This window comes from Sphaerochaeta sp. PS, assembly GCF_032144095.1.
Lineage (GTDB): Bacteria > Spirochaetota > Spirochaetia > Sphaerochaetales > Sphaerochaetaceae > Sphaerochaeta.
In genome coordinates, this window is the sequence record NZ_JAVSNJ010000001.1 from 376,525 (window position 1) to 402,554 (window position 26,030).

22 protein-coding genes are annotated in these 26,030 nt (G+C 54.3%); 19 read left to right on the forward strand and 3 right to left on the reverse strand.

What is annotated here, in order from left to right:
- The first annotated feature begins 39 nt into the window (after nucleotides 1–39).
- The 8 genes from ROJ03_RS01830 (at nucleotide 40) to citG (ending at nucleotide 7,265) form a co-directional block, all read left to right on the forward strand.
- Entirely contained in the window at nucleotides 40–1,044 is a 1,005-nt protein-coding gene (locus ROJ03_RS01830) for a tripartite tricarboxylate transporter substrate binding protein (protein ID WP_313725282.1), read from the forward strand.
- A gap of 61 nt (nucleotides 1,045–1,105) precedes the next feature.
- On the forward strand, nucleotides 1,106–1,576 hold the full coding sequence (locus ROJ03_RS01835; RefSeq protein ID WP_313725283.1) for a tripartite tricarboxylate transporter TctB family protein: 471 nt from the start codon (nucleotides 1,106–1,108) through the stop codon (nucleotides 1,574–1,576).
- Between the two features lie 10 nt (nucleotides 1,577–1,586).
- The gene (locus ROJ03_RS01840; protein WP_313725284.1) at nucleotides 1,587–3,095 is read left to right on the forward strand and encodes a tripartite tricarboxylate transporter permease; all 1,509 of its coding nucleotides are present in this window, start codon (nucleotides 1,587–1,589) and stop codon (nucleotides 3,093–3,095) included.
- Nucleotides 3,096–3,119: 24 nt separating this feature from the next.
- Entirely contained in the window at nucleotides 3,120–3,410 is a 291-nt protein-coding gene (citD, locus tag ROJ03_RS01845) for a citrate lyase acyl carrier protein (protein WP_313725285.1), read from the forward strand.
- 2 nt (nucleotides 3,411–3,412) lie between these two features.
- The gene (gene citE / locus ROJ03_RS01850; protein WP_313725286.1) at nucleotides 3,413–4,294 is read left to right on the forward strand and encodes a citrate (pro-3S)-lyase subunit beta; all 882 of its coding nucleotides are present in this window, start codon (nucleotides 3,413–3,415) and stop codon (nucleotides 4,292–4,294) included.
- A gap of 10 nt (nucleotides 4,295–4,304) precedes the next feature.
- Nucleotides 4,305–5,861 (forward strand): citrate lyase subunit alpha, encoded by a 1,557-nt coding sequence (citF, locus tag ROJ03_RS01855; protein WP_313725287.1) that lies wholly within the window; start codon nucleotides 4,305–4,307, stop codon nucleotides 5,859–5,861.
- Nucleotides 5,862–5,865: 4 nt separating this feature from the next.
- The gene (gene citX / locus ROJ03_RS01860; RefSeq protein ID WP_313725288.1) at nucleotides 5,866–6,381 is read left to right on the forward strand and encodes a citrate lyase holo-[acyl-carrier protein] synthase; all 516 of its coding nucleotides are present in this window, start codon (nucleotides 5,866–5,868) and stop codon (nucleotides 6,379–6,381) included.
- Nucleotides 6,381–7,265, forward strand: a complete 885-nt coding sequence (gene citG / locus ROJ03_RS01865) for a triphosphoribosyl-dephospho-CoA synthase CitG (RefSeq protein ID WP_313725289.1) — start codon at nucleotides 6,381–6,383, stop codon at nucleotides 7,263–7,265. Before citX ends, citG begins: the two co-directional genes overlap by 1 nt.
- 101 nt (nucleotides 7,266–7,366) lie before the next feature.
- On the opposite strand, the gene ROJ03_RS01870 is transcribed toward citG, so the two are convergent.
- Nucleotides 7,367–8,248, reverse strand: coding sequence for a CPBP family intramembrane glutamic endopeptidase (locus ROJ03_RS01870; RefSeq protein WP_313725290.1), 882 nt, complete (start codon nucleotides 8,246–8,248; stop codon nucleotides 7,367–7,369).
- A 37-nt stretch (nucleotides 8,249–8,285) separates the two neighbouring features.
- Here ROJ03_RS01870 and ROJ03_RS01875 point away from each other — a divergent pair, with 37 nt between their 5' ends.
- From ROJ03_RS01875 to yiaK, 3 genes are read left to right on the forward strand one after another with little or no spacing between them, the layout of a single operon-like run.
- Entirely contained in the window at nucleotides 8,286–10,901 is a 2,616-nt protein-coding gene (locus ROJ03_RS01875; RefSeq protein WP_313725291.1) for a PD-(D/E)XK nuclease family protein, read from the forward strand.
- Nucleotides 10,898–14,263, forward strand: a complete 3,366-nt coding sequence (locus ROJ03_RS01880) for a UvrD-helicase domain-containing protein (RefSeq protein ID WP_313725292.1) — start codon at nucleotides 10,898–10,900, stop codon at nucleotides 14,261–14,263. The genes ROJ03_RS01875 and ROJ03_RS01880 overlap by 4 nt, the downstream gene beginning before the upstream one ends.
- A complete protein-coding gene (gene yiaK, locus ROJ03_RS01885) occupies nucleotides 14,260–15,258 on the forward strand; it encodes a 3-dehydro-L-gulonate 2-dehydrogenase (protein WP_313725293.1) in 999 nt (332 codons plus the stop codon). Before ROJ03_RS01880 ends, yiaK begins: the two co-directional genes overlap by 4 nt.
- Before the next feature lie 70 nt (nucleotides 15,259–15,328).
- Here the strand turns inward: yiaK and ROJ03_RS01890 are convergent, their stop codons facing one another.
- Nucleotides 15,329–17,155, reverse strand: a complete 1,827-nt coding sequence (locus tag ROJ03_RS01890) for an L-fucose isomerase (RefSeq protein WP_313725294.1) — start codon at nucleotides 17,153–17,155, stop codon at nucleotides 15,329–15,331.
- 107 nt (nucleotides 17,156–17,262) lie between these two features.
- On the opposite strand from ROJ03_RS01890, the gene fucU reads away from it, so the two are divergent.
- Nucleotides 17,263–17,688, forward strand: coding sequence for an L-fucose mutarotase (gene fucU, locus ROJ03_RS01895; protein WP_313725295.1), 426 nt, complete (start codon nucleotides 17,263–17,265; stop codon nucleotides 17,686–17,688).
- Between the two features lie 3 nt (nucleotides 17,689–17,691).
- Here the strand turns inward: fucU and ROJ03_RS01900 are convergent, their stop codons facing one another.
- The gene (locus ROJ03_RS01900) at nucleotides 17,692–18,561 is read right to left on the reverse strand and encodes an AraC family transcriptional regulator (protein ID WP_313725296.1); all 870 of its coding nucleotides are present in this window, start codon (nucleotides 18,559–18,561) and stop codon (nucleotides 17,692–17,694) included.
- Between the two features lie 81 nt (nucleotides 18,562–18,642).
- Between ROJ03_RS01900 and ROJ03_RS01905 the strand changes: the two genes are divergently transcribed.
- From ROJ03_RS01905 to rhaM, 7 genes are all read left to right on the forward strand, one after another.
- Nucleotides 18,643–19,893, forward strand: a complete 1,251-nt coding sequence (locus ROJ03_RS01905) for an L-rhamnose isomerase (RefSeq protein WP_313725297.1) — start codon at nucleotides 18,643–18,645, stop codon at nucleotides 19,891–19,893.
- Nucleotides 19,890–20,969 (forward strand): class II aldolase/adducin family protein, encoded by a 1,080-nt coding sequence (locus tag ROJ03_RS01910; protein ID WP_313725298.1) that lies wholly within the window; start codon nucleotides 19,890–19,892, stop codon nucleotides 20,967–20,969. Before ROJ03_RS01905 ends, ROJ03_RS01910 begins: the two co-directional genes overlap by 4 nt.
- A 78-nt stretch (nucleotides 20,970–21,047) precedes the next feature.
- On the forward strand, nucleotides 21,048–22,064 hold the full coding sequence (rhaS, locus tag ROJ03_RS01915; protein ID WP_313725299.1) for a rhamnose ABC transporter substrate-binding protein: 1,017 nt from the start codon (nucleotides 21,048–21,050) through the stop codon (nucleotides 22,062–22,064).
- A gap of 84 nt (nucleotides 22,065–22,148) precedes the next feature.
- The gene (locus tag ROJ03_RS01920; RefSeq protein ID WP_313725300.1) at nucleotides 22,149–23,663 is read left to right on the forward strand and encodes a sugar ABC transporter ATP-binding protein; all 1,515 of its coding nucleotides are present in this window, start codon (nucleotides 22,149–22,151) and stop codon (nucleotides 23,661–23,663) included.
- Nucleotides 23,656–24,657: an ABC transporter permease gene (locus tag ROJ03_RS01925; RefSeq protein ID WP_313725301.1), complete on the forward strand. Its 1,002-nt coding sequence runs from the start codon at nucleotides 23,656–23,658 to the stop codon at nucleotides 24,655–24,657. The genes ROJ03_RS01920 and ROJ03_RS01925 overlap by 8 nt, the downstream gene beginning before the upstream one ends.
- 4 nt (nucleotides 24,658–24,661) lie before the next feature.
- Nucleotides 24,662–25,711, forward strand: a complete 1,050-nt coding sequence (locus ROJ03_RS01930) for an ABC transporter permease (protein WP_313725302.1) — start codon at nucleotides 24,662–24,664, stop codon at nucleotides 25,709–25,711.
- A gap of 1 nt (nucleotide 25,712) precedes the next feature.
- On the forward strand, nucleotides 25,713–26,030 hold the full coding sequence (rhaM, locus tag ROJ03_RS01935) for an L-rhamnose mutarotase (RefSeq protein WP_313725303.1): 318 nt from the start codon (nucleotides 25,713–25,715) through the stop codon (nucleotides 26,028–26,030).

Consider the following 26,030-nt stretch of genomic DNA (forward strand, 5'->3'; position numbering starts at 1 on the left):
ATAGAATGCTATCGCTACTGTATCTCTTGGAGGACAATTATGAAAAAAGGAATGCTTATTCTGCTATGTCTCATCATGGCAGTCCCATTTGCCCTGATGGCAAATGGTTCCGGTGAAGCAGCTTCTGGAAATGCACAAGTTGCATACCCAAAAGGGAACTTTGACTTTGTGGCACCTGCTGGTGCTGGTGGTGGTTGGGACCTGACAATCCGTACTGTGGCCAAGGCTCTTTCCGATACCAAGCTGGTGGATGTAGCCATGCCTGTCCGCAATGCCCCTGGCGCTGGTGGTGCAGTACACCTCGGTACCCTGCAGGCAAAGAAGGGTGATGCAAAGATCATTACCGTCTACTCCCCTCCCATCCTGTTCTTCAACCTGAATGGTACTTCGAAGTATGGATTCCGCGATACCACCCCGTTGGCCCGTCTTATTGCAGACTATGCCGCGTTCGTGGTTAAGGCAGACTCCCCATACAAGACCATCATGGATGTCATGGATGCACTGAAGAAGGATCCCAAATCCGTAAAGATCGGTGGTACTTCTGCAGCAGGCTCGATGGACCACGTCCAGTTTCTGATCATCGCCCGCGCTGCCGGGGTGAAGGATCTCAACAAGATTGACTACATCGCTTTTGACAATGATGGAGCTACCCAGGTCATGGGTGGACACATCGACCTCTTCTCGACCAGCCTTGCAGATGTCATGGGCCTGGTAACCAGTGGAGACCTCCGTGTTCTGGCCCAGACTGCTGCCCGCAGGATTGGAACGGGAAAGGCTGCGGAAATTCCGACCTGTATCGAATCCGGGATCAACGAGACCTTCCAGAACTGGCGTGGCCTGTTCGGTGCTCCTGATATGCCTGACTACGCTGTTGCATACTGGGAAAAGACCCTGTCTGAACTGGTCAAGACCCCTGAGTGGAAGGCTGCCCTCACCAAGTACGGTTGGGACGATGTCTACCTCAATGGACCTGACTTCACTACCTTCCTGGAAAAGACTGAACAGGACTACAAGGTCATCCTCCAAGAAATTGGAATGATCTGAGCCTACCCTTATCTCGCTCTGGCCAATTCCGGCCAGAGCCTGTGTTCCTTCGGAGGAAACCATGAATACATCAATGATCATGTCAGTCGTAGTCACTATGATTGGCTTTGTATATACCCTATCCACTTTCCTCTTGCCGGATGCAAAGATAGGGATCGCTAACGAACCGAAGATATTCCCTGGAATCCTGGGTATCAGCCTTCTTGTGTTGGGTGCCATCTTGATGGTGCAGGAGATTCGGCTCCACGTACAGGAGAGCCGCTCTGCAACCAAGGCAAAACCCGCTGGCGATGAACTGAAGAATATACTTTTTACCCTGTTGAACGGCTTGCTCTATGCACTGCTGTTTGAGCGGGTCGGCTATGTGCCTGCAACCTTTGTCTTCCTGGACATCCAGCTGTTCATCTTCAGGGGAATGAAGACGTGGAAGAGCACCTTGCTCATCTCCCTTATCTTTTCGCTTGTTGCTTTTTTCCTCTTCAATTCATTGATGGGTGTATATCTTCCAAAGTCTCCCCTAGGGTTTGTATAAGGAATATCGAATGAACAGTTTTCAACTATTGCTACAAGGGTTTGGGGTTGCTTCCCAACCCATGAATATCCTTTTTGTCACCATAGGTGGAGTGCTCGGTACCATTGTAGGGATGCTTCCAGGCCTTGGCCCTGCGACAGGCGTGGCAATCCTGCTGCCTCTGACCTTCTCCCTCGGTCCCGTCGGAGCCCTCATCATGATGTGTGGAGTCTATTACGGGGCGATGTATGGAGGATCCCGATCCTCGATACTTATCAACACCCCCGGTGACGGTGCTGCGATAGCCGCAACCTTTGATGGCTATCCGATGAGTTTGCAAGGGAAGGCTGAGTCAGCCCTGGCAATGTCTGCCATCGCCTCCTTCATAGGTGGGTCGCTCGCAACCATCTTCATCGCCCTGCTTGCCTTGCCGGTAGCCCGCTTCGCTCTCAAGTTCGGATCTGCCGAGTATTTTTTGCTCTACGTCTTTGCCCTAAGTGCAACGGCCTCCATGTCAGACGGGAAGAAACTGAAGGGTTTCATCTCGATGATCATCGGCCTGATGATCTCGACCGTCGGTATCGACCCCCAGTCAGGTGTCAACAGATTCAGTTTCGGGATCCTCGAACTGCAGGGTGGCATTGACTTCCTCATAGTCATCATCGCTGTATTTGCGTTTGGTGAAGTGCTCAAGAGCTTCAAGAGCATTACCGACGGGAAAAAGAAGATACAGACCAAGTTCGGAAAGATCTGGATTACCAAGGAAGAGTGGAAACTCTCCATCTGGCCGATCCTCCGCAGCACCCCGCTGGGCTTCTTTATAGGGGTCCTTCCAGGGGCCGGTGCAACCATAGCCTCCTTGATGGCCTACAGCAATGAGAAGAGATTTTCCAAGCATCCCGAGAAGTTTGGCCATGGGGCAATAGAAGGTGTGGCAGCACCTGAATCTGCCAACAATGCCGCCTCTGTCGGTGCATTGATCCCCATGCTAGCCCTCGGTGTCCCCGGATCCGGAACAACAGCGGTCATGATGGGTGCCATGCTGATGCTCGGCCTGCAGCCTGGTCCTGCCCTGTTCCAGCAGCAGAGCAACATTGTCTGGGCCATCATAGCCAGCATGTTCATCGGCAATGTCATCCTTGCAGTCATCAACATCCCCCTGGCAGGAGTGCTGGTACGGATCCTTGCTGTCCCCCCACGGGTGTTGTATCCCATAGTTCTTGGGCTCACCTTCGTAGGGACCTATGCCATCGCCTCATCAGTTGCAAGTTTCTATATGTTGCTGGTGTTCGGTATCTTCGGGTATTTCATGGCCAAGGCCAGTTTTCCCATGAGTCCCTTTGTCCTGGCTGTCATCGTTGGGACCAACATGGAACAGTACTTCAGGCGGGCCTACAAGATTTCCAATGGAGACTTCAGGATCTTCGCGAGTTCTCCGATCACCATCATCTTGCTTGTGCTTATTGCAGGGTCGTTTTTGTTGCCTGTAATCCAATCCACATACAAGAAATGGAAGAATCAGAGAGTGGCAAAGGCGTAAGAGGCCAATCAGGAGGTACGGGTAATGGATATAGTGACTACTGGCTTTGCAGGAACCATGGAGTCTAGCGACATCATGGTGACCGTCAGCAAGGCCCCAGGGGCGGGCATCACCATTCAGCTGACAAGTTCTGTGTCAAAGCAGTTTGGCAAGCAGATACGCTCTGTCATCCGAGAGTGTGCAGAAAGCCTTGGCGTGAAGGATGTGAATATTTCGGCAATCGATCAAGGTGCCTTGGACTGTGTCATCAAGGCTAGGGTGAAGACGGCCATCTATCGTGCATGTCTAAGCACTGACTACCGGTGGGAGGTATAGCCATGCAGGAAAAACTCAGAAGGACCATGATGTTCGTTCCAGGAAATAACCCTGGAATGATCAAGGATGCGTATATCTACAACTGTGACTGCATCATGTTTGACCTTGAGGACAGCGTCTCCTATGCAGAGAAGGATGCAGCCAGAAGTCTGGTGTTCCATGCCCTCTCCACCATCGACTATGGTGACAAGGAGCTTGTGGTCAGGGTCAACGCACTCAACACCCCTATCGGGCTGGATGATCTTGAGGCGATGGTTCGCGCCCGTGTCGATGTCATCAGGCTTCCCAAGACCGAGACGGCCGAGGATATCGTGTTCTGTGATGCCCAGATAGAGAGAATCGAGAAAACCATCGGGATTCCCGTGGGAACCACCAAGCTTATGGCGGCTATCGAGAGTGCCGAGGGGGTGCTCAATGCCCCCCAGATCGCGAAGGCCAGCACACGGCTTATCGGTATCGCCCTAGGTGCTGAGGACTATGTCACGGACCTGAAGACAAACCGCTCTCCCGAGGGGATTGAGTTGCTCTTTGCCCGGTGCATGATCCTGCAGGCAGCACGTGCTGCCGGCATTTCTGCCCTCGATACCGTATTCTCCGATGTAAACGATGAGGAGGGGCTGATAGCTGAGGCAAAGCATATCAAGCAACTGGGGTTCGACGGAAAGTCTGTCATCAACCCCAGGCAGATTCAGCCGATCATCGAGGTGTTTACCCCTACACTCAAGGAGATCCAGAAAGCCAAGGCCGTTATGGAAGCCATAGCCCAGGCCAACAAGAGGGGCTCCGGAGTCATCTCCCTCAATGGGAAGATGATCGACCGGCCCATCGTCTTGCGCGCAGAACGCGTGCTGAGCCTGGCAAAAGCTGCCAAAATTCTTTTCTAGGAGATACCCCATGCAGAACCTTGACCTAACCGGTATTGCACATATTGATGAGCTGCTGAACGTCGAAGTGCCCTTTGATAACGAACATGTCTACAAGGAGCTGAAAAGTTGTCATGAGCGGGAGCTCAGCGACAACAAGATCGTACCCTCCTTGCAGGATGCCATCAGGCTCTGTGGCCTGAAGGACGGCATGACCATCTCCTTCCACCACCATTTCCGAAACGGGGACTTTGTCGTCAACCGGGTGATGGACACCATAGCAGAGATGGGGTTCAAGAACCTGGTCCTTGCTCCCAGCTCCTTGATCGATATCCACAAGCCTTTGATCGAACATATCAAGAATGGGGTTGTTCGCCGCATAGAGACAAGCGGCCTTCGTGGTGAGCTTGCCGAGGCAATCTCCCATGGCCTGATGGATGTACCCGTCGTATTCCGCTCCCACGGCGGAAGGGCCGCTGTGATCGAGACCGGGCAGCTTCCCATCGATGTTGCCTTTATCGGAGCCCCCTCCTGCGATCCCCTGGGCAATGCGAACGGGTATTCACGCGACAATGACAAGGGTATCGTCTGCGGCTCCATGGGATATGCCAAGCTCGATGCCCAGTATGCCAGGAAGGTGGTCATCCTCACTGACAACATAGTTCCTTTCCCCAATGTGCCTTTTGGCGTCTCGGAGTCGGATGTGGACTATGTGGTGGAGGTGGATGCCATCGGGGATCCCAATGGCATCATGAGCGGTGCCACACGCTATACGACCAACCCCAAGGAACTGATGATAGCCCAGAAGGTTGCCGACATCATTGACGCGACCGATTACTTCCGCAACGGTTTTTCCATCCAGATGGGTTCTGGCGGGGCAAGCCTTGCAACCGTACGGTTCATGAAGGAGAAGATGGTCAAGAAGAACATCAAGGCCAGCTTTGCCCTCGGCGGAATAACCGGGCAGATCGTGCAGCTTCATGAAGAGGGGCTCATCAAGAAAATCCTTGATGTACAGTCCTTTGACCTCGAGGCAGCCCGGTCGCTGAAGGACAATAGGTTCCATCAACAGATCTCCGCTTCCTACTATGCAAGCCCCAACAGCAAGGGTTCGGCTGTGAATCAGCTGGATTTTGTCATCCTTTCTGCCCTGGAGATCGACATCGATTTCAATGTCAACGTACTCACAGGCTCCGATGGTGTCATCCGAGGGGCCATAGGTGGCCACAGTGATACCGCAGCAGGAGCTGCAGTTGCCATCATCACCTGTCCGTTGACCCGTGGGCGTATCCCGACGATCGTCAATCGGGTAAATACCATCGTTACCCCTGGCAAGACCATCGACATTGTCGTCACTGACCAGGGCATTGCGGTGAACCCGATTCGTACGGACCTGATGAAGATGATGCAGGATGCGGATATCGACCTATGTACCATAGAGGAGTTGAGGGACAAGGCTGCAAGGATTGTCGGCGAAGGGACTCCCATCGCCTATACCGACAAGGTTGTCGGAGTGGTCACCTACCGTGATGGTTCTGTCATTGACCTGATCTACCAGGTGAAGGACGACCAGGGGTCGGAGGAGTAGGGCTATGGCCACGCTGGAACAGATCCTGTCTGCCAGGGATGAGAGGGCAGGTTTGCAAGCAACACTGATCAAGAAGTATGGGTGTCCGCTTGTATCCTGTACCATGAACATCCCTGGGCCAGAAAAGAACAGTACCCTGATACAGGCCTGTTTTGACAAGGCGATGGGAGCGTTTGCCAAGCAGAACGAAGGGGTCCTGGACCTGGTCCTTGAACGGAGGCTGGAAACCGGACCTGAGCGGTATTTCATGGTGACTGGAGGGGCAAACCTCCATAGCCTCAAGCGCAGGCTTGCCTTCTTTGAACAGGTATACCCAATCGGCAGGTGGCTGGACCTCGATGTCAAGGATCTCCAGGGATCTGCCATTAGCCGAAAGGATATCATGCTGGAGGGCAGGACCTGTTTGGTTTGCAAGAGAGATGCCAAGGAGTGCGCCAGAAGCGCACGACATAGCATCGACGAGCTGGATAGGATCACCTTGGAGGCCTTGCAGCTCTTCCTGGCCAAGGACGGTGCCTGATGATCGAGCAGATGCTTGCCACAAAGGCCCTGCTTGAAGAGGTGGGCACCACCCCCAAGCCAGGGTTGGTCGACCGCCTAAGCAGTGGCGGCCATACGGATATGGACTACCATACCTTTGTAGCAAGTACCCAGGCATTGGAGCCGTTCTTCGGAAAGATGGCTCGGGTGGGCAAGCATTGGAAGGGGAGCCTGCAAGACCTCTTCCTGGAGATACGCAAGATTGGCCTGCAGGCAGAAGAAGCCATGTTCAAGGCTACCGGTGGGGTGAATACCCACAAGGGTATGCTGTTCAGTGTGGGGCTGCTCTGTGCAGCCTCAGGCTATGCGAGGGAGAACTTTGCCTCCACACGACCGGCTCTGGTCTGTTCCCTGGTAATTTCCATGACAAAAACAATCCTCGAAGAGGAACTTGCCAGAATACCGCACAAAGAACAGCTCACCCATGGTGAGCAACTCTATGTAAGAGAAGGCATCCAGGGGATACGCGGTGAGGTCTTGCAAGGGTTTGCATCGGTACGGACACTCTCCCTTCCCTGGTACGGGGAGTATCTGCATCAGGGGCGCGATCCCAATCTGGCACGGCTGCAGGTGCTGCTCAACCTCATGGCCCATGTTGCCGACACCAATGTGCTCTACCGCCATGGAGAGCATACCCTCTCCTATGTACAGACCAGTGCCCTGCAGATCCTCCAGAAAGGGGGAGCCTTCACCGAGGAAGGTTTGGCTCTCATTGCTGAGATGGACAAGACCTGCACAGAGAAAAGGATCAGTTGTGGCGGCAGTGCGGACCTGCTGGGGGTCACGATATTCCTGTATGACCTCCTTCTGCTCGATCAGCAGATGCAGAAAGATATGGGTGAAGAAAAGATCGTAAACTGGTAAGGACAATTTCTGGTCTGTTGGTTGTGATGGAGATGGGCAGATATCGTCATGTTTTTGGGACCATGCCATTCAGGAAGCACCTCTTTGTCTTTGTATTGCCCTCAGCTTGCCAAAGGGGAAAATGCCTTGCTCTTGTGCAACACCAATGCCACAGCCCCAAGGCCCAGCACCAGCTGTAACACATCCAGGTAGGTCCCTACCGGGGCTGTGGATATGAACAGCGATCGTGAAGGCAGGGATGAGTTGGTGTAGTTGCAGATGAGGGCTATGTAGAGGTTGTTGGCCGCATGGATCCCCAGTGAAGGCTCGAAGCCTCTGGTATGCAAACTCAGGAAGGTTCCCCCAAAGCCAAATAGGGCGTAGTAGAGCAGGACCGCCCACTTCTGGTTGGCATGCAGCATCTCCTGGTTCGAGAGATGGGGCAGGGTGAAGAGCAGGGCTGTGAAGAGGCTTACCCAGAGGATGCTCCTGCTTTTTGTTACCAGTCGTCCTTTCCTGAATATCCGTGAGGGGATTGCACGCATGAGAAACTCTTCACTGGTTGTCTGGATCGGGGTGATGATGAGAACGAATGGCAACATCCGAAGTATCTCTGCCTCTGTTGACGGCGAAGGGTGAAAGTACTGTGGCTGCACAAGGGCATGGCCGAGGGTGAAAAGCACCGCCAGACCAAAATAGGCTGCACCACAGAGGAGCATAAGAGTCCAATCGGGTTTCGCCTTGTCGGTGATGATGGCCTTCGGTGTGGTACGAAGCAGGAAACGCAGGGAAAGCAAGAGGCCCAAGGCCATGGAGAAGAACGGGGCATTGGCCACCAGATAGGCCTTGAGGATAGGGTCTTCTATGGTAAACTTCAAGAATATCTGGGCAAAGAGAGGGCCTAGGGTGAGCCAGAAATAGACACCCAGCAGCACGGAAAGGGCTCCTGCAATGGCAGGGAAGCGGCCTGTGTTCTTCTTTTCATCCTCTTTGTACATGAGCATAGGTAATCGTACACACAATCGTGGTATACTGCAATGTATGAGAGAAACGAAACGAACCTACACCCATAGTGCTTTTGATGAAGGGTATGTCTGTGTGTTTCCCACAGAGGTAGCAGCAAGACGCTTCTTGGCCGACTATGCCCTTACGGGGAAGAAGAGGGCGATCCTAAGCGAACAGGCCATCTCCTTTGACCTGTTTCGGGCGCAGTTCTTGCCCAAGCATGAGAACGAACAACCCTCCAACACCCTTATCCGCAAGCTGTTTACCAAAAGCCTGCTGCAGAGCCCCCATGGGCTCTCCTACTTCATAAACCCAGCCTTTCCTGAGGCGAACAGCAGATTCAGCAAATACCTTGCCTCCTTGCTACCACAGCTGGGACAGGCTCTGGATGAAGAGGTCCTCGCCCTGATGCCCCGCCCGATGCAGCAGGACGTGGCGATACTCTACCAAGCATACACAAGGTTCCTGGCGGAGAACCACCTTTTCGAACCAGGCTTTGAGAGGCCCTCCCTGCAGTTCGCTGATGATGCGGTGCTTTCCCGCCGATACTGCATCCTTTTTCCCGACCTCATTGCCGGGTTGGATAGCCTTATCGAAAGTTTGGGCTCCCCCTCCTGGATCGTCCGCAAGCCACTGCCAGACTGTAGCGGCACCAGGGTAAGGCTTGAGATATTCTCCAACCATGTCGAGGAGATCCACACCACGCTGCGCAGGATCCGCCACCTCCTTGATGAGGGCGTCCCAACCCGGGACATCCTCATCGGGTGTGCCAACCCCACCACCATGCTCGGCCTCCTTGAGCAACAAGCCTGGCTCTATGACATCCCCCTGGTCATCCGACAGGGCAAGTCCCCCTTGCTCTATCCCAGCGGGAGGTTCCTCTCCCGCCTGAAGGAGGTCTATGACGAGCGTTTTAGCCTGGAAAGCATGAAGGCACTTTTGCTTGACATAGGCTTTCCCTGGAAAGAGCAGGACAAGCAGCGAAAGCTTCTCGCCGTTGCCGTGGATAGGGCTGTGGTTCAAGGCTCGCTGTGGGGTAGTGACCAGTGGGTCGAACAGCTGCACAATGGGCCTCTTGTCCAATGGTACCGTCAGTTCAAGGAGAGTATCGTAGGCCTATGCACGGCCAAGACCATCGAGGAGCTCAGAAAGAAGCTCAACCACTTCCAGGACACCTATTTCATCGAGACCCAGTGGGAAGGGACCTCCGGTGAGGATGTCTACTCCTTCTGCCTCGATGCCATGGAGAGCATCAAGGCAGCCATGGCGGCAGCCTCGATACCCTCCCAGCCAGCCATCTTCAGCTTCCTGCTCGACTACCTGGATACCAAGCTCTATGTCCCCCAGATGGGGGATGAAGGGATACAGGTCTATCCCTGGCCCCTGACAGCGGCCTTGGATGGGCCACACCATTTCATCCTCTCCCTGGACCACACAGCCTCACGTTGTGTAGACCAACCCCTGGCCCTGCTCCCCCAGACTGTAGATGTCAAGGAGAGGAGGGAGGAGGATACCACTGAGGCGACCTTGCGATCTACCCTCCTCGGGGAGGGGGAGACCTATCTCTCCTACCATACCTCCAGCTATGAGGGGGAGGCTCTGCCCCCCACCTATTTCCTGGAACACGACCTGCTGACGGCCCATCGCGAGGATACCGCAGAGGCTGCTGACCCCTTTGAGGGGGAGAACCTCCTGTGGCGTGGGGGCGAGCCCGATGGCAAGGCCACGGCCAGGCAGAGCCAATGGTTTGCCCTTGCCCTGGAGACCTCACTTGCAGATACACGGAGCGATTTTGCAAGGAAGCCCATTCCCAGGGAGTGGATCCCCCTGCTGAAGGATGAGGAGGGGCTCATCCACCTCTCCCCGACAGGCCTTGACCTCTTTGTCCGCTGTCCCTATGCATGGCTGTGCAAATACCTCTTCGAGGTCGACCAGGCCGAATACCAGGTACTCAGTGTGGACCACCGCCTCATTGGCTCGTTCCTACACGCTGTCTATGAGGCCTTCTTCTCCAGGATCGAGTACTACTCCCCGATGAAGAAGGAGGAGTATAGGGCCCTGTTGCTCTCCCTGTTTGACAATAAGCTTGTCGAGTTTTTTGGCGAAGGGGGACCGAACCCTCCCTCCCGTGCCTGGATCATCCATGAGTTCAGGGTTAAGTGTACCGCCATCCTCGATGAGGAAGAGCGTCTCTTTGCCCATACCCGTTCCCTCTTCTTTGAGAAGAAGCTCGCCTTTGTCAACGAGCTGTTCTCCCTGGAAGGGAGGATAGACCGCATCATCTGCCTCGACCCACCAGAAGGCAAGCTCTATGCGGTCATCGACTACAAGAAGGGGAAGGCCCCCTTTAGCAAGATCAAGGACAAGGTTCCCTCCTTCCAGCTGCCTCTCTACAGGAAGCTGGTACGGGAAGACCTGGGCGCCGAGGTGGTGAACGCCTCCTACTACAGCATCAAGGATGGTTCCTACCTTCCTATCTGGGATAGGGAGGATAGCGCTGTCATGGCCTTTTGTGACCAGGCTCTGGAAGATGCCCTGATCAAGATGGCCCAAGGCATTGGGGAGGGGCACCTTGAGGCGACCCCGTCCAAGGAGAACTGTAAGGGTTGCATCTACCGACCCATCTGCAGAAGGAGGTTTGCAACCGAATGATTACCTTTGATGAAGTAATGGCCATGGGGAACAGGCAGTTGGATAAGAACCAGCTCAAGGCTGTCTTCTGTGACAAGAACTGTGTTGTTTCTGCAGGAGCAGGTTCAGGAAAGACGACCGTACTCTCCTATAGGTTCCTTAGGCTGGTGCTGGAGCAGAAAGCCGATTGCGACCAGATACTCACCCTCACCTTTACCCGCAAGGCGGCAAGGGAGATGCGTGAGAGGATCCACCGGCAACTGCTTACCCTCAAGGACGAGGAACATATTGCCAGGCAACTTGCAAAGTTCCCTGAGGCAACCATATCGACACTCGACAGCTTCTGTTCGACCATCCTCCGTTGTGACAGCACCTCATACGGCATTGCCGCGGATTTCTCCATCGATGATGAACAGAACAAGAAGGGCGCCATACGGTGTGCACTGGCCCTGCTTGAGGAGAGCTCCTTCAGTGAAGGGGCGAAGATCCTCTCCCAGCTCTACAGCCCCGATGTCCTGGTGGAGGGCATGCTGCTGAGGCTCGCCTCGCAACACTACTACCTTCCCAAGAAGGTGGATGACCACCTCGCCGATACCCTGCTGCAAGAGGTCAAAAAGCAGTATGACTCACTTCTGGCATCCTTTGTCAGCTTGTTGGAGCGGTACGCCTCCTTTACCGACTCTGCTAAGAGCGTAGCTGTAGCGGCTACCATTGCACAGACGCTACTCTCCGAGATGGCAAAGGGCCCTGACGAGGCGGCCATGTTTGACCTGCTGGCAAGCAACAGCTTCTTTTTCCGAAAGCCCGGAAAAGGGAGCGGGGATGATTTTCTCTTCCTGCGTGAAAGCACAGAAGAGTACAAGCAGTATAGGCGCAAGCTCTGCATCGCCCTCTCGGTGCTGTTGCACAGGAGGGAACTCTCCTGTGTAGTCGATTTTGTCAGGAAGTACGTAGAATCCTACCAAGAGGAAAAACGGAAGACAGGGATCCTTACCTTCTCCGATGTTTCATCGTTAGCTGTGGAGATACTCAAGGACAACCTTGCCCTACGCTCCTACTTCAAGGCAAAGTTCCGCTACATCATGATCGATGAGTTCCAGGACAACAACCAGCAACAGAAGGAGCTGCTCTACCTGCTTGCCGAAAAGCAGGAACTCTCTACAGTGGGCATTCCCCTCCCTTCGGCACTGACCGAGGACAAGCTCTTCTTTGTTGGGGATGAGAAGCAGTCGATCTACCGCTTCCGCGGCTCTGATGTCCGGGTCTTCAAGCAGTTGGGTATGGAGCTTGGCAAGATCGGGGGGGAAGCACTCTCCCTGGATACCAACTACCGTAGCGAACCTGATCTCATCAAGCTGTTCAACAGGATGTTTGTGGAGGTGATGCGCAATGAAGGAGAGCTGTATGAGGCTGATTTCTCCCCCCTGGGCTACCGCAAGCCTACTGAAGGGATCTCTCCTACCTGCTCGATCCTGGTGAAGCCGTTTGACAAGGGAGCCGGTGATGAGGACGAGGAGAGTGCTACTGCCTCCGATGCAGAGGCCTACGCCGTAGCGACCCTCATGCAGAGGATGCTCACCACTGACGACTATCTGATTCCTTCCAAGGGAGGGCCGAGAAGGCCCAGACCCAGCGACATGGCCCTCTTGATGCGTACGACTGGCAGCCAGCTGAGCTTTGAGAAGGCGTTCAGGAAGTTCTCCATCCCCTATACCTTGCAGAGCGCACGCTCGCTCATGCTGGAAGCACCGGCAAACGACCTCTATGCGATGTTGCAGCTTACCCTCTATCCCGATGACAGGCTCTCCTATATGAGCGCCTTACGCTCTCCCTTCTGCAAGCTCTCCGATGAGGGAGTGTATTCCACATTACAAGATTACACCGCACATAATATGCCCTTTGTTGAGGGTCCCTTCCTTGATGAGGAGGACCTGGGACGCTACCGGGCTTGCTGCTCGTTCTTCTCCCTGCTGAAGAGTAGGGTGGAGACAGCGAGCCTCAGCGAGATAGTCCAGCTTTTGTGGTATGAGAGCGGCTACTACCTCTCCCTGGTAACGCATCCGGAGTACCAGATGTACTTGGAACATTTCACCTTCCTCCACCGCCTTGCCCAGATAAAGGAAGGACAGGGGATGAGTCTGAGCCAGTTTCTGGACTTCATCCGCAGCAACCTTGGGCAGAACGAGAGGCTCGATGACCTGGAGGTTCTCAAGGAGCAGGGGGAAGGGGTCCAGATCATGACGATCCACAAGTCAAAGGGGCTGGAGTTCCCCATTGTATTTCTTGCCAACAGCGGCAGTGGAGGGAGCGGCAAGGGGAGCTCCCTGGCTCCTTTTGCCGGTGAGACCCTTCCCAACTTCATGTCCAGCACCTTCTCGGTCAGTGAGGCCAAGAGCGAAGAGGCCAAGAGCGCCGCATCCCTCTTTGAGGAGGAGGATGAAAAGCTGTTTGAGCTTGCCGAAATGAAACGGCTGCTCTACGTCGCCCTAACCCGGGCAGAGACCCATCTGGTGATCAGTGGCTCATTCAACTTGAAAAACCGCAATCTCTCCGGTGAAAAGCCGGATGGTAACCTCCTTCTGCTCTGTTGCAACACCCTAGGGGTGAACATCGATGAACCAGATCTGGTCGATGGGATGGTGCGCGCCTGGAAAATAGAGGATATCCCCGAGCACTCCCTCTATGGGGGTAAGCTGGTCGATAGGGGTGAACGCCTGCCGTATGCAAAAACATGGTATGCAAACACACCAAAGGCTGTAGACCTTGGTCCTCTGCGCTACGGGGTGACAACCCTCTTCAGGGAGGAGCAGGACCAGGGGTTTGAGGAAGGATCCCCTCTGCCCCAGCTGGCCAGTGACGATGTCCTTGAAAAGGTAAGGCAACAAAGCTTTTCTGTCTCAGCCGACTTTGGAACCTTTGTCCACGGGCTGTGCGAGGCGATGGTGCTGGGAAGGCCTCCGGAGGACCCCTTTGCCCTTATGCCCCAAAGATTGTATCGTCTGCTTACGGAGCCGCAGCGAAGGATTCTCCTTGCTGATGCAAGGCATCTCTGTTCCAATTTCCTGGAAAGTGACCTTTTCAGGGAGCATGTTGAGGGAAAAGCTCTCCGTTGTGAGGTTCAGTTCTTTTCCTCCATCCCCCACAAGGGACGGGAGGTGGTAGTGGAAGGTTCGGTGGATCTGCTGGTGGAGCTTGATGACGAGATACTGGTCATCGATTTCAAGACCGACCGCTATAGGCATCCCGAGGTGCATAGGCCTCAGGTTGAGACCTATATGCAGGCTATGCACCGGATCTACGGCAGGCCTGTTCGTGGATGTGTGACATTCCTGCGTAGCTGTGGTTCGGTTCTTTGGTGGGAATACAAGGAGGATGGTATATGAGAATCCCTTTTGAGGTAATGGTCGATCAATTTGAGAAGGTGTTGCTGTTACGGGGCATGGACGGCCCCTCGGCAAAGCTTTCTGCGACCCTGATAGCAGAGACCTCCCTGGAGGGTGTCTACACCCATGGGGCCAACCGTTTCTGCTTCTATGTGAAGAACATCGATGACAAGGTTGTGGATATCAATGCCCGGGCCTCAAGGGTGGACACCTTTGGCGCTCTTGAGCGCTGGGATGGCAAACAGGGTCCTGGCAACCTCAATGCCCATATCTGTATGAAACGAGCCATCGAGCTTGCAAAGGGGCACACCATCGGCTGTGTTGCCCTTGCCAACAACTCCCACTGGATGCGCCCTGGTACCTATGGCCTAATGGCGGCTGAAGAGGATTGCATCGGCATCCTCTGGACCAACACCCTGCCTCTTATGCCAGCCTGGGGAGGAAAGGATGCCAAGGTTGGCAACAACCCCATCGTCTTCGCGATTCCCAGCAAGGACGGCCCTGTCCTTGTTGATGCCGCCATGTCCCAATTCAGCTATGGGAAGATGGAGACCTACAAACGGGAGGGCAGACCCCTTCCTTTCGATGGCGGATTCGATAAGGAGGGTAACCCTTCCCGGGATGCCGCTGCCATCATGGAGAGCAGGCGGCCCATGCCCATGGGGTTCTGGAAAGGGACCTCACTCTCCCTTGCCCTGGACCTCATAGCAGCAGCCCTTTCGGGAGGGATGACCACCCAGGCCATAGGGAAGGAAGAGGTGGAGAAGGGGGTTTCCCAAATCTTCATCGCCATCTCCCTCTCCAATTTGCCCGATAGGGAGGCGATTGAGGAGAAGATTGCTGCTTCTCTTGCAGACCTGAAGAGTTCCATCCCGATGGATCCTTCCAATCCTGTGAGGTTTCCTGGCGAGAAGCGCAAGACTCTTCGCGAAGAGAACCTGCGCGATGGCATCCCTATGGATGAGAGGGTGTGGGAGAAGATACTGGAGCTGTAGGGGCAGGAGAAAGAGAGGAGCTGGCCAAGCCAGCTCCCCTTTTACACTACAGATTGTTTGATATCGCTACTCAGTACTTTCCGTACAGGGGTCCGAAGTTCTCACAGGCCCTGAAGTCAGCTCCTTCCTTGTTCATGCCTAGCATTGACCAGGCACTTGGGCGGAAGATCTGCTCATCAGGGACGTTGTGCATGCATACAGGGATACGCAGCATGGAACAGAGGGCCATCAGGTCGGCACCGAAATGGCCATAGCCCAGGGCACCATGGTTGGCTCCCCAGTTTGCCATCACCGAGTAGACATCCTTGAAAGGACCGTCCTTGCCGTCGGTTCTGGGTACAAACCAGGTGGTCGGCCAGGTCTGGTCGGTCCGCTTGTTGATGATGTCGAACACCTTCTCGGGTACCTCGCAGGTCCAGCCTTCAGCAATCTGCATGACAGGTCCTACACCCTTTACCATGTTGAGCCTGACCATCGTCAGGGGCATGTCCCCTTCGCTGAGGAAGGTGGAGCTAAAGCCGCCGCCACGGAAGTAGCCACAGTTGGCTACGCTGAAGCGGGTATTCTCCAGAACGTTCTTCACATCGGCATCGGTGATGTCCCAGAAGTGCTTCATCTCGCTCTTGCCGTTTTTGTCCTTCATCTGCCCGTTGGCATCGAGGGTGGTTGCTCCGCTGTTGATCAGGTGGATGAACCCTTCCTTGGCCAGTCCTTCAGGCTTCCAACCGGTTACCCGCTCGATGGAGTCTGGGCTCCAGTATGTCCGGACATCGCTGAATATGGAGGCACGATTGGTCAGATGCTTGCAAAACAGCATGCCAAGACCGTTGAGGTAGTCATTTTCCGTAGCCATGATGTAGGGCTCGCGTATGCCGTTCCAGTCAAAGGAGGTGGTAAGCATCGTCTCCATGAAGTCCCCGTTCGGCCAATGGTCAGTCCATTGTCTCTGGCCCTGGAAACCTGCGAAGATGGCGTTGTGCCCCAATGCCTCCTCACCAAACCCTGCTTTTGCAAGCTTCTTGTTCCCTATCATGAGGTCCCTGCAGACCATGGTCATCTTGGTGCAGTACTCCCAGTCCTTGTCCAGCTGTTCCTTGCTTCTGCGGTTCTCAGGGGCATTGACTGTGTCCTCGGCCTGGATGCAGTTCTGTCGTACCCACTTGATGGCCAGCTTGTACTCTTCCTGGTCGAAGATGTTCTCGTTGATCCTTCTCTCGATCTCACACATGTCGATCGCTTCGGTCCTGATGCCCAGGTAATCCTGCAGGAAATCCTGGTCAACGATGGAGCCTGCGATGCCCATCGAGCATCCTCCGATGGAGAGGTAGCTCTTGCCACGGATGGTAGCCACGACCAAGGCGGCCCGGGCAAAGCGGAGAATCTTTTCGGCAACGTCAGAGGGGATGGAGGTGTCACTGCTGTCCTGGACATCCCGGCCGTAGATACCAAAGGCTGGGAGCCCTTTCTGGGTATGGGCAGCAAGGACTGCCGCCAGGTAGACGGCACCAGGTCGCTCGGTACCGTTGAAACCCCAGACTGCCTTGACCGTAAGCGGATCGAAGTCGAAGGTCTCAGTTCCGTAGCACCAGCATGGGGTGACTGTCAGCGTTATGGCAACTCCCTCACGGGCAAACTTCTCTGCACAGTCGGCACTCTCCCTCACGCCTCCGATGGTAGAGTCAGCAATGATGCACTCAACAGGCTCGCCTGTGCTGTGGAAGACATGCTCACTGATGAGCTTTGCAGCGGCCTTGGCCATGTTCATGGTCTGCTCTTCCAGAGATTCGCGAACACCTCTCTGCCTTCCGTCAATGGTAGGTCTAATTCCGATCTTTGGCAGGGCGCCTGCGTAGCGTTTTTCCGCCCCGATCATTTTGTTATCAGAAACATTTGCCATAATGGTCCCCCTTGGTATATCATTAGCAATGTAATCGTTTACATCATTTGCAGTATTGCACGAGCGATGCTAAATTGCAACTATTTTTCACCTTGAAGGAGAACCACATGCTGAAAAGAATTCCGTCCATTCTTAGTCCTGAACTGCTGAAAGTGCTCATGGAGATGGGCCATGGGGATGAGTTGGTCATTGGTGATGGGAACTTCCCCGCTTCTTCCATGAACGATCGTGTCATCAGGCTCGATGGCCATGATGTGCCCTCCATCCTTGAGGCCATCCTCCAGCTCTTTCCCCTGGATACCTACGCCGACAATGCGATTCTGATGGCAAAGGTTCCTGGCGACACCGTCGAGACCCCGATCTGGGCCGAATACGAGAAAATCGCCAAGAAAGGGGACCCAGCCTTTACAGCCTTCACCTTCATTGACCGATATGCCTTCTACGACAGGGCCAAGAAGGCATACGCCGTGGTGGCAACCGGTGAGAAGGCTCTCTATGCCAATGTACTGCTGAAGAAAGGCGTGGTGGTCTGAGCCCTACTGCATGGGTTCGGTCCAGACCTTCCTGTACTGGATGGGGCTCATCCCCATGTGGGATCGGAACTGACGCGAAAAGTAATTCGCGTCGGAGAACCCGGTGGCTTCAGAGATCTGCTCCATAGTCATTTTTCTCTTCAGGATAAGGGTACATGCATAGGCTATTCTCCGATGGATATGGAACTCCACCGGAGACCAGCCGGTAATGGTCTTGAACTGACGGTTCAGGGTGCTGCTGCTCATGTTGGCCACCTCTACCAGTTCCTCGAGGGTCAGGGTTCGGTTCAGGTTCTGTTCCATGAACTCCATGATCGGGGTGAGCCGTTCATAGGGAAACCGAGAAGAGAGCTGAGGTCTGGGAGTGTAGATGCGTGCTATCTGGATGACCAGTTGCAAGAGCTTTGCATAGGTCATGGTAGCGGACCCTTTGGCAAAGCCGGCCTGTTCGCTCTCCTTCTTGATCTCCCTCAACAGGAAAATAACCTCAGACAGCTGGTATCCCGTGAGTTTGCAGATGGGAATATTCTCTCCTGTCTGCATAAAGAATTCCCGAAATCCCGGCATTTCGGAGAGGTCGGAGATGTCTCTCGAAAGGACATCCTTTCCTAGTAAAATATTATATAACCGAAGGTTATTAATCCTGTCATAGCCATGAAACACCCCAGGCCTGATAAAGAGGACCGACCCCTCTCCTATAGGCTGTTCCCCCCCCTTAAAGAGGTGGGTACCTTGGCCTGAGACAACTACTACAAGTTCATAAAATTCGTGGCTATGTAAGGAATAGGGTATTTCTGGGTCCCTCAGCAACACTTTCATCTGGAGGTTGTTTTCGGTAAAAAACATGCCCTCAGGCAAGATTTGGTATGACATGATAAAATCGTGCTAGAAAATGACAATTCTGTCAAGGCGTATTCCCAAAAAGGTGTCATACTTATGGTAGGAGATTAGACCATGACTACCTATGAGATTGCCAAAGAAGCGTATGCAAACTATGGAGTGAATACTGAATCTGTCCTTGAGGAACTGGCCAATGTACCCATTGCCGTCCACTGTTGGCAGGGCGATGATGTCGGCGGGTTTGAGCGACCCGACTCTTCCTTGGGTGGTGGTGGTATCCAGGCAACGGGAAACTATCCTGGCAAGGCCAAGAGCATTGGGCAATTGCGTAGGGACCTGGAAAAGGTCCTCTCCCTTCTCCCCGGCAAACACCGCCTCAACCTCCATGCAAGCTATGGTGAGTTCGGCTCCGATTTTGTCGACCGTGACCAGATTGAGGAGAAGCACTTCCAGGGGTGGGTTGACTGGGCACGAAAGAACCAGGTCCACCTTGACTTCAACGGGACCTTTTTCAGCCACCCCCTTGCCGACGATGGCTTTACCCTTGCCAGCAAGGATGAGCAGGTGCGGAGGTTCTGGATCGAACACGAAAAGCGTTGTAGAAGGATTGCTGCCTGGATCGGCCGGCAGCAGGGCAGCCCCTGCATCCTCGATACCTGGATCCCCGATGGGGCCAAGAACCTTACGGTAGACAAGTTTGGCTACCGTGCAATCCTCAAGGAATCCCTTGATGAGGTCTTTGCCATCGAGTATCCCAAAAGTGAGATGGTCGACGCCCTTGAGACCAAGCTCTTCGGCATCGGAAGCGAAGCCTTTGTGGTAGGGTCGCATGAGTTCTACATGAACTATGCCATCAGGAACAACAAGATGCTCTGCATCGACATGGGCCATTTTCACCCAGAAGAGGATATCTCTGACAAGTTGTCGGCCCTGCTGCTCTTCGACGATGAGATCCTGCTGCACATAAGCCGCCCCATGCGTTGGGATAGCGACCATGTTGTCCTGTTCAATGACAAGATAAAGATGGTGGCCGAGGAGCTTGTCCGCAGTGGCAAGCTGGCAACCACCCATATAGGGATGGACTTCTTCGATGCCTCCATCAACCGTATCGGTGCTTGGGTCACCGGTGTGCGCTCGATGCGCAAGGCCCTGCTCTTTGCCATGCTCCAGCCCCTGAACCTGCTGCTTCGCTATGAGGAGACAGACAACGGTTGGGCTAAGATGGCACTGCTTGAAATGCAGAATACCTTGCCCTTCGGCTACATCTGGGATGAGTTTTGCCGCCGTAACGATGTCGCCCTTGATGCAGAGCTCATCAAGCTGGTCGGCGACTATGAGAAAGAAGTGCTAGGAGAACGGCAATGAGCCTACAAACCCTGATCGAGGAGTCCCGCCGGTATGGAAGCGACTCACGCTATGTCCTGCTGGGGGGTGGCAACACCTCCTACAAGGATGGGGGGGTGCTCTATGTGAAGGCCTCCGGCTGGGCCCTCTCTTCCATCGGAAGCAGCGGGTTCGTCAGGATGGACCTCGCCAGGATGGAGACCATCTGGGACAAGACCTATTCAACGGACGATGATGAACGTGAGGAAGAGGTCCTCAAGGACATGATGGCCTCCCGTCTTGAAGGGGAGAGTGCCCGTCCTTCGGTGGAGGCTCTCCTGCATGCCCTGCTTCCGTTCACCTATGTGGTGCATCTCCATCCAGCTCTGGTAAATGGGATTACCTGCTCGGTGGAGGGACAAAAGGCTGTCGAACGGAATTTTCCTGATGCACTGTGGATAGAGCTTGTCAAACCTGGCTTCATCCTTGCCAAGATAGTCCGCCAACGGCTGGCCCTGCAGAAGGAGAAGAGTGGCAAGACAGCGCAGGTTATCTTCCTGCAAAACCATGGGGTGTTCGTAGGAGGTGCAACCTTGGAGGAGATTGCCACCCAATATGATCAGATCATGGGGAACATAGAGTCCTTGGTCTCGAGGAAGCCTGATTTCACTCCACTCGAGATTGACCCGAAGCGGAAGGCTGGGATTGTCTCGACCCTCGAGCACCTGACAGGGGCAACCATAGTAGCAGCCTTCAACAGGGAGTTTGCCCACTATCTCACCGATGAGAGGGTATTTTCTCGCATTGCTTCTTCCTTTACCCCTGACCATATCGTCTACAGCGGTTTCAAGCCGCTTTGGGTAGGCGAGCATTCGTCAGTGGAAGAGGCCTATGCCACCTTTGAGAAGACCTATGGGTGCGAGCCAAAGATCATCTGTGTGCAGAACACAGGGGTCTTCTCCGTAGGGGAGAAACCTCTTCCCCTCTTCTTTGACACTGTCGCAGTAAGTGTCTACAGCGAGAGTTTCGGAGGGCCTTTCTTCATGGATGAGGCAATGGTCCTGTTCATCCGCAACTGGGAAGTGGAGAAGTATCGCAGTACCCAGGTGACCACGTAAGCAGCTATTGACCCCGGTATCCGGGTTGCAGATAGATTCCGGCTTGTCCGGAAGAGAAAAACAAAAGGAGTGTTGGTTATGAAGAAAACATTGTTGGTTGTTCTTATCATTGCTATGGCAATGGGAACGGTGTTTGCACAGGGCACCAAGGAAGATGCCTCTGTAAAGGGCGAGAAACAGATCGTCATTCTTGGAAAGAGCATGGGAAATGGATTTTTTGATGCTTGTTTCAAGGGAAGTGAAGAGGCTGCGAAGGAACTTGGCGGCATCAAGACCACCTACATGGCTCCTCCCCAGGCAACTGCTGAAGGCCAGATCGAGATCATCGAGACCCTGATCGCACAGCGTGTCTCCGGTATCGCCATCTCCGCAAACGATGCAGATGCCCTCATTCCCGTTGCAAAGAAAGCAATGGCAGCTGGTATCAAGGTCATTTCCTTTGACTCCGGCATCAATGCTGGTGGACGTATCGTCGACCTTCTTCCCAGTAATGCTGAGCTCATCGGCCGCCAGCAGATTCAGCTTGCTGCTGAACTGACCGGCTATACTGGTGAAATCGCTGTCCTCTCCGCTTCTGCCCAGGCTACAAACCAGAACCTCTGGATTGAATGGATGAAGAAAGAGATCACCGATGCAAAGTACTCCAAGATGAAGCTCGTTGAAGTCGTCTATGGTGATGATGCACCGGACAAGAGCTACCGTGAAGCTGTCTCCTTGATGAAGAAGTATCCCAAGCTCCAGGCTATCATTTGCCCGACCACTGTTGGTTTGCTCGCAACTGCACAGGCTGTGAAGGATGCCGGTAAGGTCGGTGTTGTTGAAGTTACCGGTCTTGGCCTTCCCTCAGAGATGAAGGGCTACATCCTTGACGACACCTGCCGTCAGATGGCTCTCTGGAATCCGATTGACCTTGGATACACCTCCACCTACATCCTCAATGCACTCATTGACGGAACCACCAAAGCCGCTGTTGGCGATGTGATTCCTGCAGGGCGCATGAAGAGCGTTACCGTTGTTGACAATGGCCTCATCTACATGAGCACCCCATATGTGTTCAACAAGGGCAACATCGAGCAGTACGCTGCAATTTTCTAAGCTACCTATTGTATGCTCCCGTCCGTTCTTTGGACGGGAGCTGTTTTCTTTTCCTGGACAAGCGTATCGGCTGAAGGAGGATCAATGCAGCAGGCATTGTTGGAAGTACACAACCTAACGAAAATTTTCCCTGGCATTCGTGCACTGGATACTGTCCATTTGTCGATTCGCAGTGGTGAAGTTCATGCCCTCATTGGTGAGAACGGGGCAGGCAAGTCAACCCTTGTCAAAATTCTTACCGGTGTCTATATCCCCACCGGGGGTACCATCGAACTGGAAGGAAAACCTGTCTCCTTCAGGAATGCAACCGAGGCCCAGGAGGCTGGCATTGTTGCGATTCACCAGGAGGCTTCGATGTTTCCCGAACTCAGTGTCACGGAAAACATCTACATGGGGCACCATATCCGTAATGGGAGGACCCGCAAGCTCGACTGGAAGGCGATGACCGAGAATACCCGACTCCTCCTTGCCCAGATGCAACTTGATATCGATCCTGATACCTTGGTAAAAAACCTCAGCGTAGCCAAGCGGCACATGGTAGAGATTACCAAGGCCCTCTCGCTGGATGCCAAGCTTGTCATCATGGATGAACCCACCTCTGCCCTGACAGGCAGGGAGGTGGAGGACCTGTTCAGAATTGTACGGGACCTGAAGCAGCGGGGCAAAGCCATCCTCTTCATCTCCCACAAGTTTGCCGAGATATTTGAGATCTGTGACTACTATACGGTCCTTCGTGACGGTCAGTATATAGGGGAAGGGAAGGTAGGGGAGAGCGACGAGGATGCCATCATCAACATGATGATCGGCCGAAGTGTCGACCAGTTGTACCCCGACCACACCACCCGTACCGGGGAGAAGGTCCTTTCAGTGAGAGGACTTTCCCAGCTTGGGGCATTCAAGGACATCAGCTTTGACCTACACCGGGGAGAGATCCTGGGCCTCTTTGGCCTGGTGGGTGCTGGACGGACGGAGGTCGTCCGCACCATCTTCGGCATTGACAAGGCTGATGGCGGGACGATGACCATAGATGGCAAGCCCTACAAGCCCAGAAGCCCCCAGGATGCCATGCGCATGGGTCTTGCCCTGGTTCCTGAAGACCGCCAGAAACAGGGTCTGGTACTCCGTATGTCCCTGACGCACAACATCTCCTTGCCTGTCCTTGCCAAGCTCTGCTGGAAGGGCCTGGTTACCAAAGCCAAGGGCGAGGCGAGCTATGTCCGCAAGCACGGCGATGAGATGGAGATCAAGGCAGCGGGCTACCATGTCGATGCAGAGACCCTCTCGGGAGGCAACCAGCAGAAGGTGGTCCTCGCCAAGTGGATAGGGACCGACCCAAAGATCCTGATACTCGATGAACCTACCAAGGGCATCGATGTGGCGACCAAGGCCGCTGTCCATGAGTTTGTCTTTGAGATGGCCAGCCGTGGGGTAGCCGTTATCCTCATATCATCGGAACTGCCTGAGGTGATCGGGATGGCCGACAGGGTCATGGTGATGCACGAAGGCATCCAGACAGGATTCATAGACCGAAAGGATCTCAGTGCCTCCCTGGTGATGCGCTATGCTATCAAAGAGGTAGAGGAGGTTATCCATGGCTGACACCAGTTTTTCCCAATTTGTAAAACGGACCCTTGCCCGACGTGAGGCAACGCTGATGCTGCTGCTTGTGGTCCTGCTGGTCCCGATCAGCATCCGCTCCCCGCAATTCCTCTCCCCAAACAACATCAATACCATCCTCAATGACATGGCGATCCTCGTCATTGTGGCGATAGGGGAGTTCTATGTTATCCTCTCCAATGGCATCGACCTCTCGGTCGGCTCCATCATCGCCTTCAGCGGCATGGCCTGCGGGATGATCAACGAGAGCTACCCCCAGGTTCCTGCAGGATTGTTGTTGCTCGTCGGCCTCGCAGTAGGGGCCCTGTTGGGCCTGATCAATGGGGTTTTGGTGGCGTACGGGAAGATCCCTCCCATCATCACCACCCTTGGTACCATGAGCATCTTCAGGGGGATGACCTTCCTGTTGAGCAAGGGGACCTGGGTAACTGCCCACGAGATGAGCCCAGGGTACATAGCCCTGCCGCGTACCACCTTCCTGGGGCTCTCCTATCTGCTCTGGATAGCCTTGCTGGTGATAGCGCTCTTCTACTATTTCAGCAGATATACCCGCACTGGACGTGAGATCTATGCAATCGGGGGAAACCCCACCGCTGCAAAGTACGTGGGAGTCAATGAGAGCAGGGTACGGCTGGTAGTGTTCCTTGTCTCAGGAACCCTGTGTGGCCTTGCCGGAGCCCTCTGGACTGCACGGTATGCCTCCGCGGTAAATGAGATGGCCACCGGCTTTGAGATGCAGGCTGTTGCTGCCTGCGTGCTCGGCGGGGTGAACTTCTCAGGTGGTGCTGGGGGCATCATAGGGGTGGCCTTGGGTACCCTCTTTCTGGGTGTGGTGACCAACGCCCTCCCTGTTATCTATCTCTCGGTTTTCTGGCAAACTTTTGTACAGGGCCTGATCGTCCTGATTGCCTTGGCCTTGAACACCATCAGCGACCAGAGAAAAACCAGAAAACTGCTAGCGCAGAGGAGAGGATAACCCCATGAGTGAAAAGAAACAATTCGTGGCACAGAGCCGTCTGATCGACGAGCTTTCCCTGAAAAACCGGATCATTGAGCTTGTTACCAAATGGGAGGTGATCCTCTCCTTCCTCTTTGTTTTGGTGTTCGTCTTCTTCTCCAACATGACCCCCTACTTCCTTGATTGGTACAATCTGATGAATGCCTCCTTCCAGTTCTCGGAGAAGGCGATCATGGCCCTCCCGATGATCTTCATCATCATGTGCGGGGACATTGACATCTCCATAGCCTCGATCATAGCCCTCTGTGCCTATGTCATCGGGATTTCGGCAGAGGCCGGGGCAAACATCCCCTCCCTAATCGTAGTCTCCCTGATCGTGGGTACCATAGCCGGCCTCATCAACGGGTTGCTCATCACAGGCCTGGAAATGCCTGCCATCGCGGTAACGCTAGCGACGCAGAGCATCTACCGGGGCATTGCCACCGGGATGTTGGGCGAGCACGCCTGTACAAAATATCCCGAGGGCTTTGGATTCTTCGGCCAGGAGTTCATCAGTGGGACCACCATCCCCTTTGAGTTGGTACTCTACCTTGGTCTGATGCTCATCTTCGCCTTTGTCCTGCACAAGACATCCTATGGCAGGCGCCTCTATGCGATTGGAAACAGTGCCGAGGCTGCGAGGTTCTCCGGCATCAACGTAAAGAGGACCAGGGTGATCAACTACACCCTCACCGGCCTTTTCTGCGGATTCACCGCAGTACTGCTTGCAAGCAGGATCCTTTCGGTACGTTCCAACATTGCCACTGGATGGGACCTTGAGATCATCACCCTGGTAGTTCTTGGCGGGGTTGCCATCACCGGGGGCCGGGGCTCTGTCTTTGGGGTCTTCATCGGCTCCTTGCTGGTAGGGTACCTGAAGTTTGGCATGGGGCTGCTCAAGTTCTCCGGTACGGTGATGACCATCGTCATCGGTTCGCTGCTCATCACTGCGGTACTGCTGCCCAGGTTGCTGGACATCTACAAGGCCAACCGCAAGCTCAAAATGCAGCATGCACGGCCAGGAGGACTCTAGAATGGATATGCGACAGGCGTTTGTCATGAAGCTGAAGCAAGGCTGTAAGGAAGAGTACAAGAGAAGACACGCTGAGATATGGCCGGCCCTGAAGGCCCTGCTCTCTTCCAACGGGGTCTACGACTACTCGATTTACTTCGATGAAGAGACAAACCTGCTCTTTGCATTCCAGAGGACAAGGGGTGGTTCGGGTTCCCAGAACCTGGGCGACGATCCCCTTGTACAGAGGTGGTGGGCCTATATGGCTGACCTCATGGAGACCCATGAGGACAACTCACCGGTCTCCATCCCGCTGGAAGAGGTGTTCCATATGGATTGA

Excerpts from the sequence above, each read along its gene's own strand:
- citF (WP_313725287.1), top strand. The coding sequence starts at position 4,305 with ATGCAGAACCTTGACCTAACCGGTATTGCACATATTGATGAGCTGCTG.
- yiaK (WP_313725293.1), top strand. The coding sequence starts at position 14,260 with ATGAGAATCCCTTTTGAGGTAATGGTCGATCAATTTGAGAAGGTGTTG.
- citG (WP_313725289.1), top strand. The coding sequence starts at position 6,381 with ATGATCGAGCAGATGCTTGCCACAAAGGCCCTGCTTGAAGAGGTGGGC.
- ROJ03_RS01930 (WP_313725302.1), top strand. The coding sequence starts at position 24,662 with ATGAGTGAAAAGAAACAATTCGTGGCACAGAGCCGTCTGATCGACGAG.
- ROJ03_RS01835 (WP_313725283.1), top strand. The coding sequence starts at position 1,106 with ATGAATACATCAATGATCATGTCAGTCGTAGTCACTATGATTGGCTTT.
- citX (WP_313725288.1), top strand. The coding sequence starts at position 5,866 with ATGGCCACGCTGGAACAGATCCTGTCTGCCAGGGATGAGAGGGCAGGT.
- ROJ03_RS01905 (WP_313725297.1), top strand. The coding sequence starts at position 18,643 with ATGACTACCTATGAGATTGCCAAAGAAGCGTATGCAAACTATGGAGTG.
- rhaS (WP_313725299.1), top strand. The coding sequence starts at position 21,048 with ATGAAGAAAACATTGTTGGTTGTTCTTATCATTGCTATGGCAATGGGA.
- fucU (WP_313725295.1), top strand. The coding sequence starts at position 17,263 with ATGCTGAAAAGAATTCCGTCCATTCTTAGTCCTGAACTGCTGAAAGTG.
- ROJ03_RS01890 (WP_313725294.1), bottom strand. The coding sequence starts at position 17,155 with ATGGCAAATGTTTCTGATAACAAAATGATCGGGGCGGAAAAACGCTAC.
- ROJ03_RS01920 (WP_313725300.1), top strand. The coding sequence starts at position 22,149 with ATGCAGCAGGCATTGTTGGAAGTACACAACCTAACGAAAATTTTCCCT.
- ROJ03_RS01910 (WP_313725298.1), top strand. The coding sequence starts at position 19,890 with ATGAGCCTACAAACCCTGATCGAGGAGTCCCGCCGGTATGGAAGCGAC.
- ROJ03_RS01830 (WP_313725282.1), top strand. The coding sequence starts at position 40 with ATGAAAAAAGGAATGCTTATTCTGCTATGTCTCATCATGGCAGTCCCA.
- ROJ03_RS01880 (WP_313725292.1), top strand. The coding sequence starts at position 10,898 with ATGATTACCTTTGATGAAGTAATGGCCATGGGGAACAGGCAGTTGGAT.
- rhaM (WP_313725303.1), top strand. The coding sequence starts at position 25,713 with ATGGATATGCGACAGGCGTTTGTCATGAAGCTGAAGCAAGGCTGTAAG.
- citE (WP_313725286.1), top strand. The coding sequence starts at position 3,413 with ATGCAGGAAAAACTCAGAAGGACCATGATGTTCGTTCCAGGAAATAAC.
- ROJ03_RS01925 (WP_313725301.1), top strand. The coding sequence starts at position 23,656 with ATGGCTGACACCAGTTTTTCCCAATTTGTAAAACGGACCCTTGCCCGA.
- citD (WP_313725285.1), top strand. The coding sequence starts at position 3,120 with ATGGATATAGTGACTACTGGCTTTGCAGGAACCATGGAGTCTAGCGAC.
- ROJ03_RS01840 (WP_313725284.1), top strand. The coding sequence starts at position 1,587 with ATGAACAGTTTTCAACTATTGCTACAAGGGTTTGGGGTTGCTTCCCAA.
- ROJ03_RS01875 (WP_313725291.1), top strand. The coding sequence starts at position 8,286 with ATGAGAGAAACGAAACGAACCTACACCCATAGTGCTTTTGATGAAGGG.
- ROJ03_RS01900 (WP_313725296.1), bottom strand. The coding sequence starts at position 18,561 with ATGTCATACCAAATCTTGCCTGAGGGCATGTTTTTTACCGAAAACAAC.
- ROJ03_RS01870 (WP_313725290.1), bottom strand. The coding sequence starts at position 8,248 with ATGCTCATGTACAAAGAGGATGAAAAGAAGAACACAGGCCGCTTCCCT.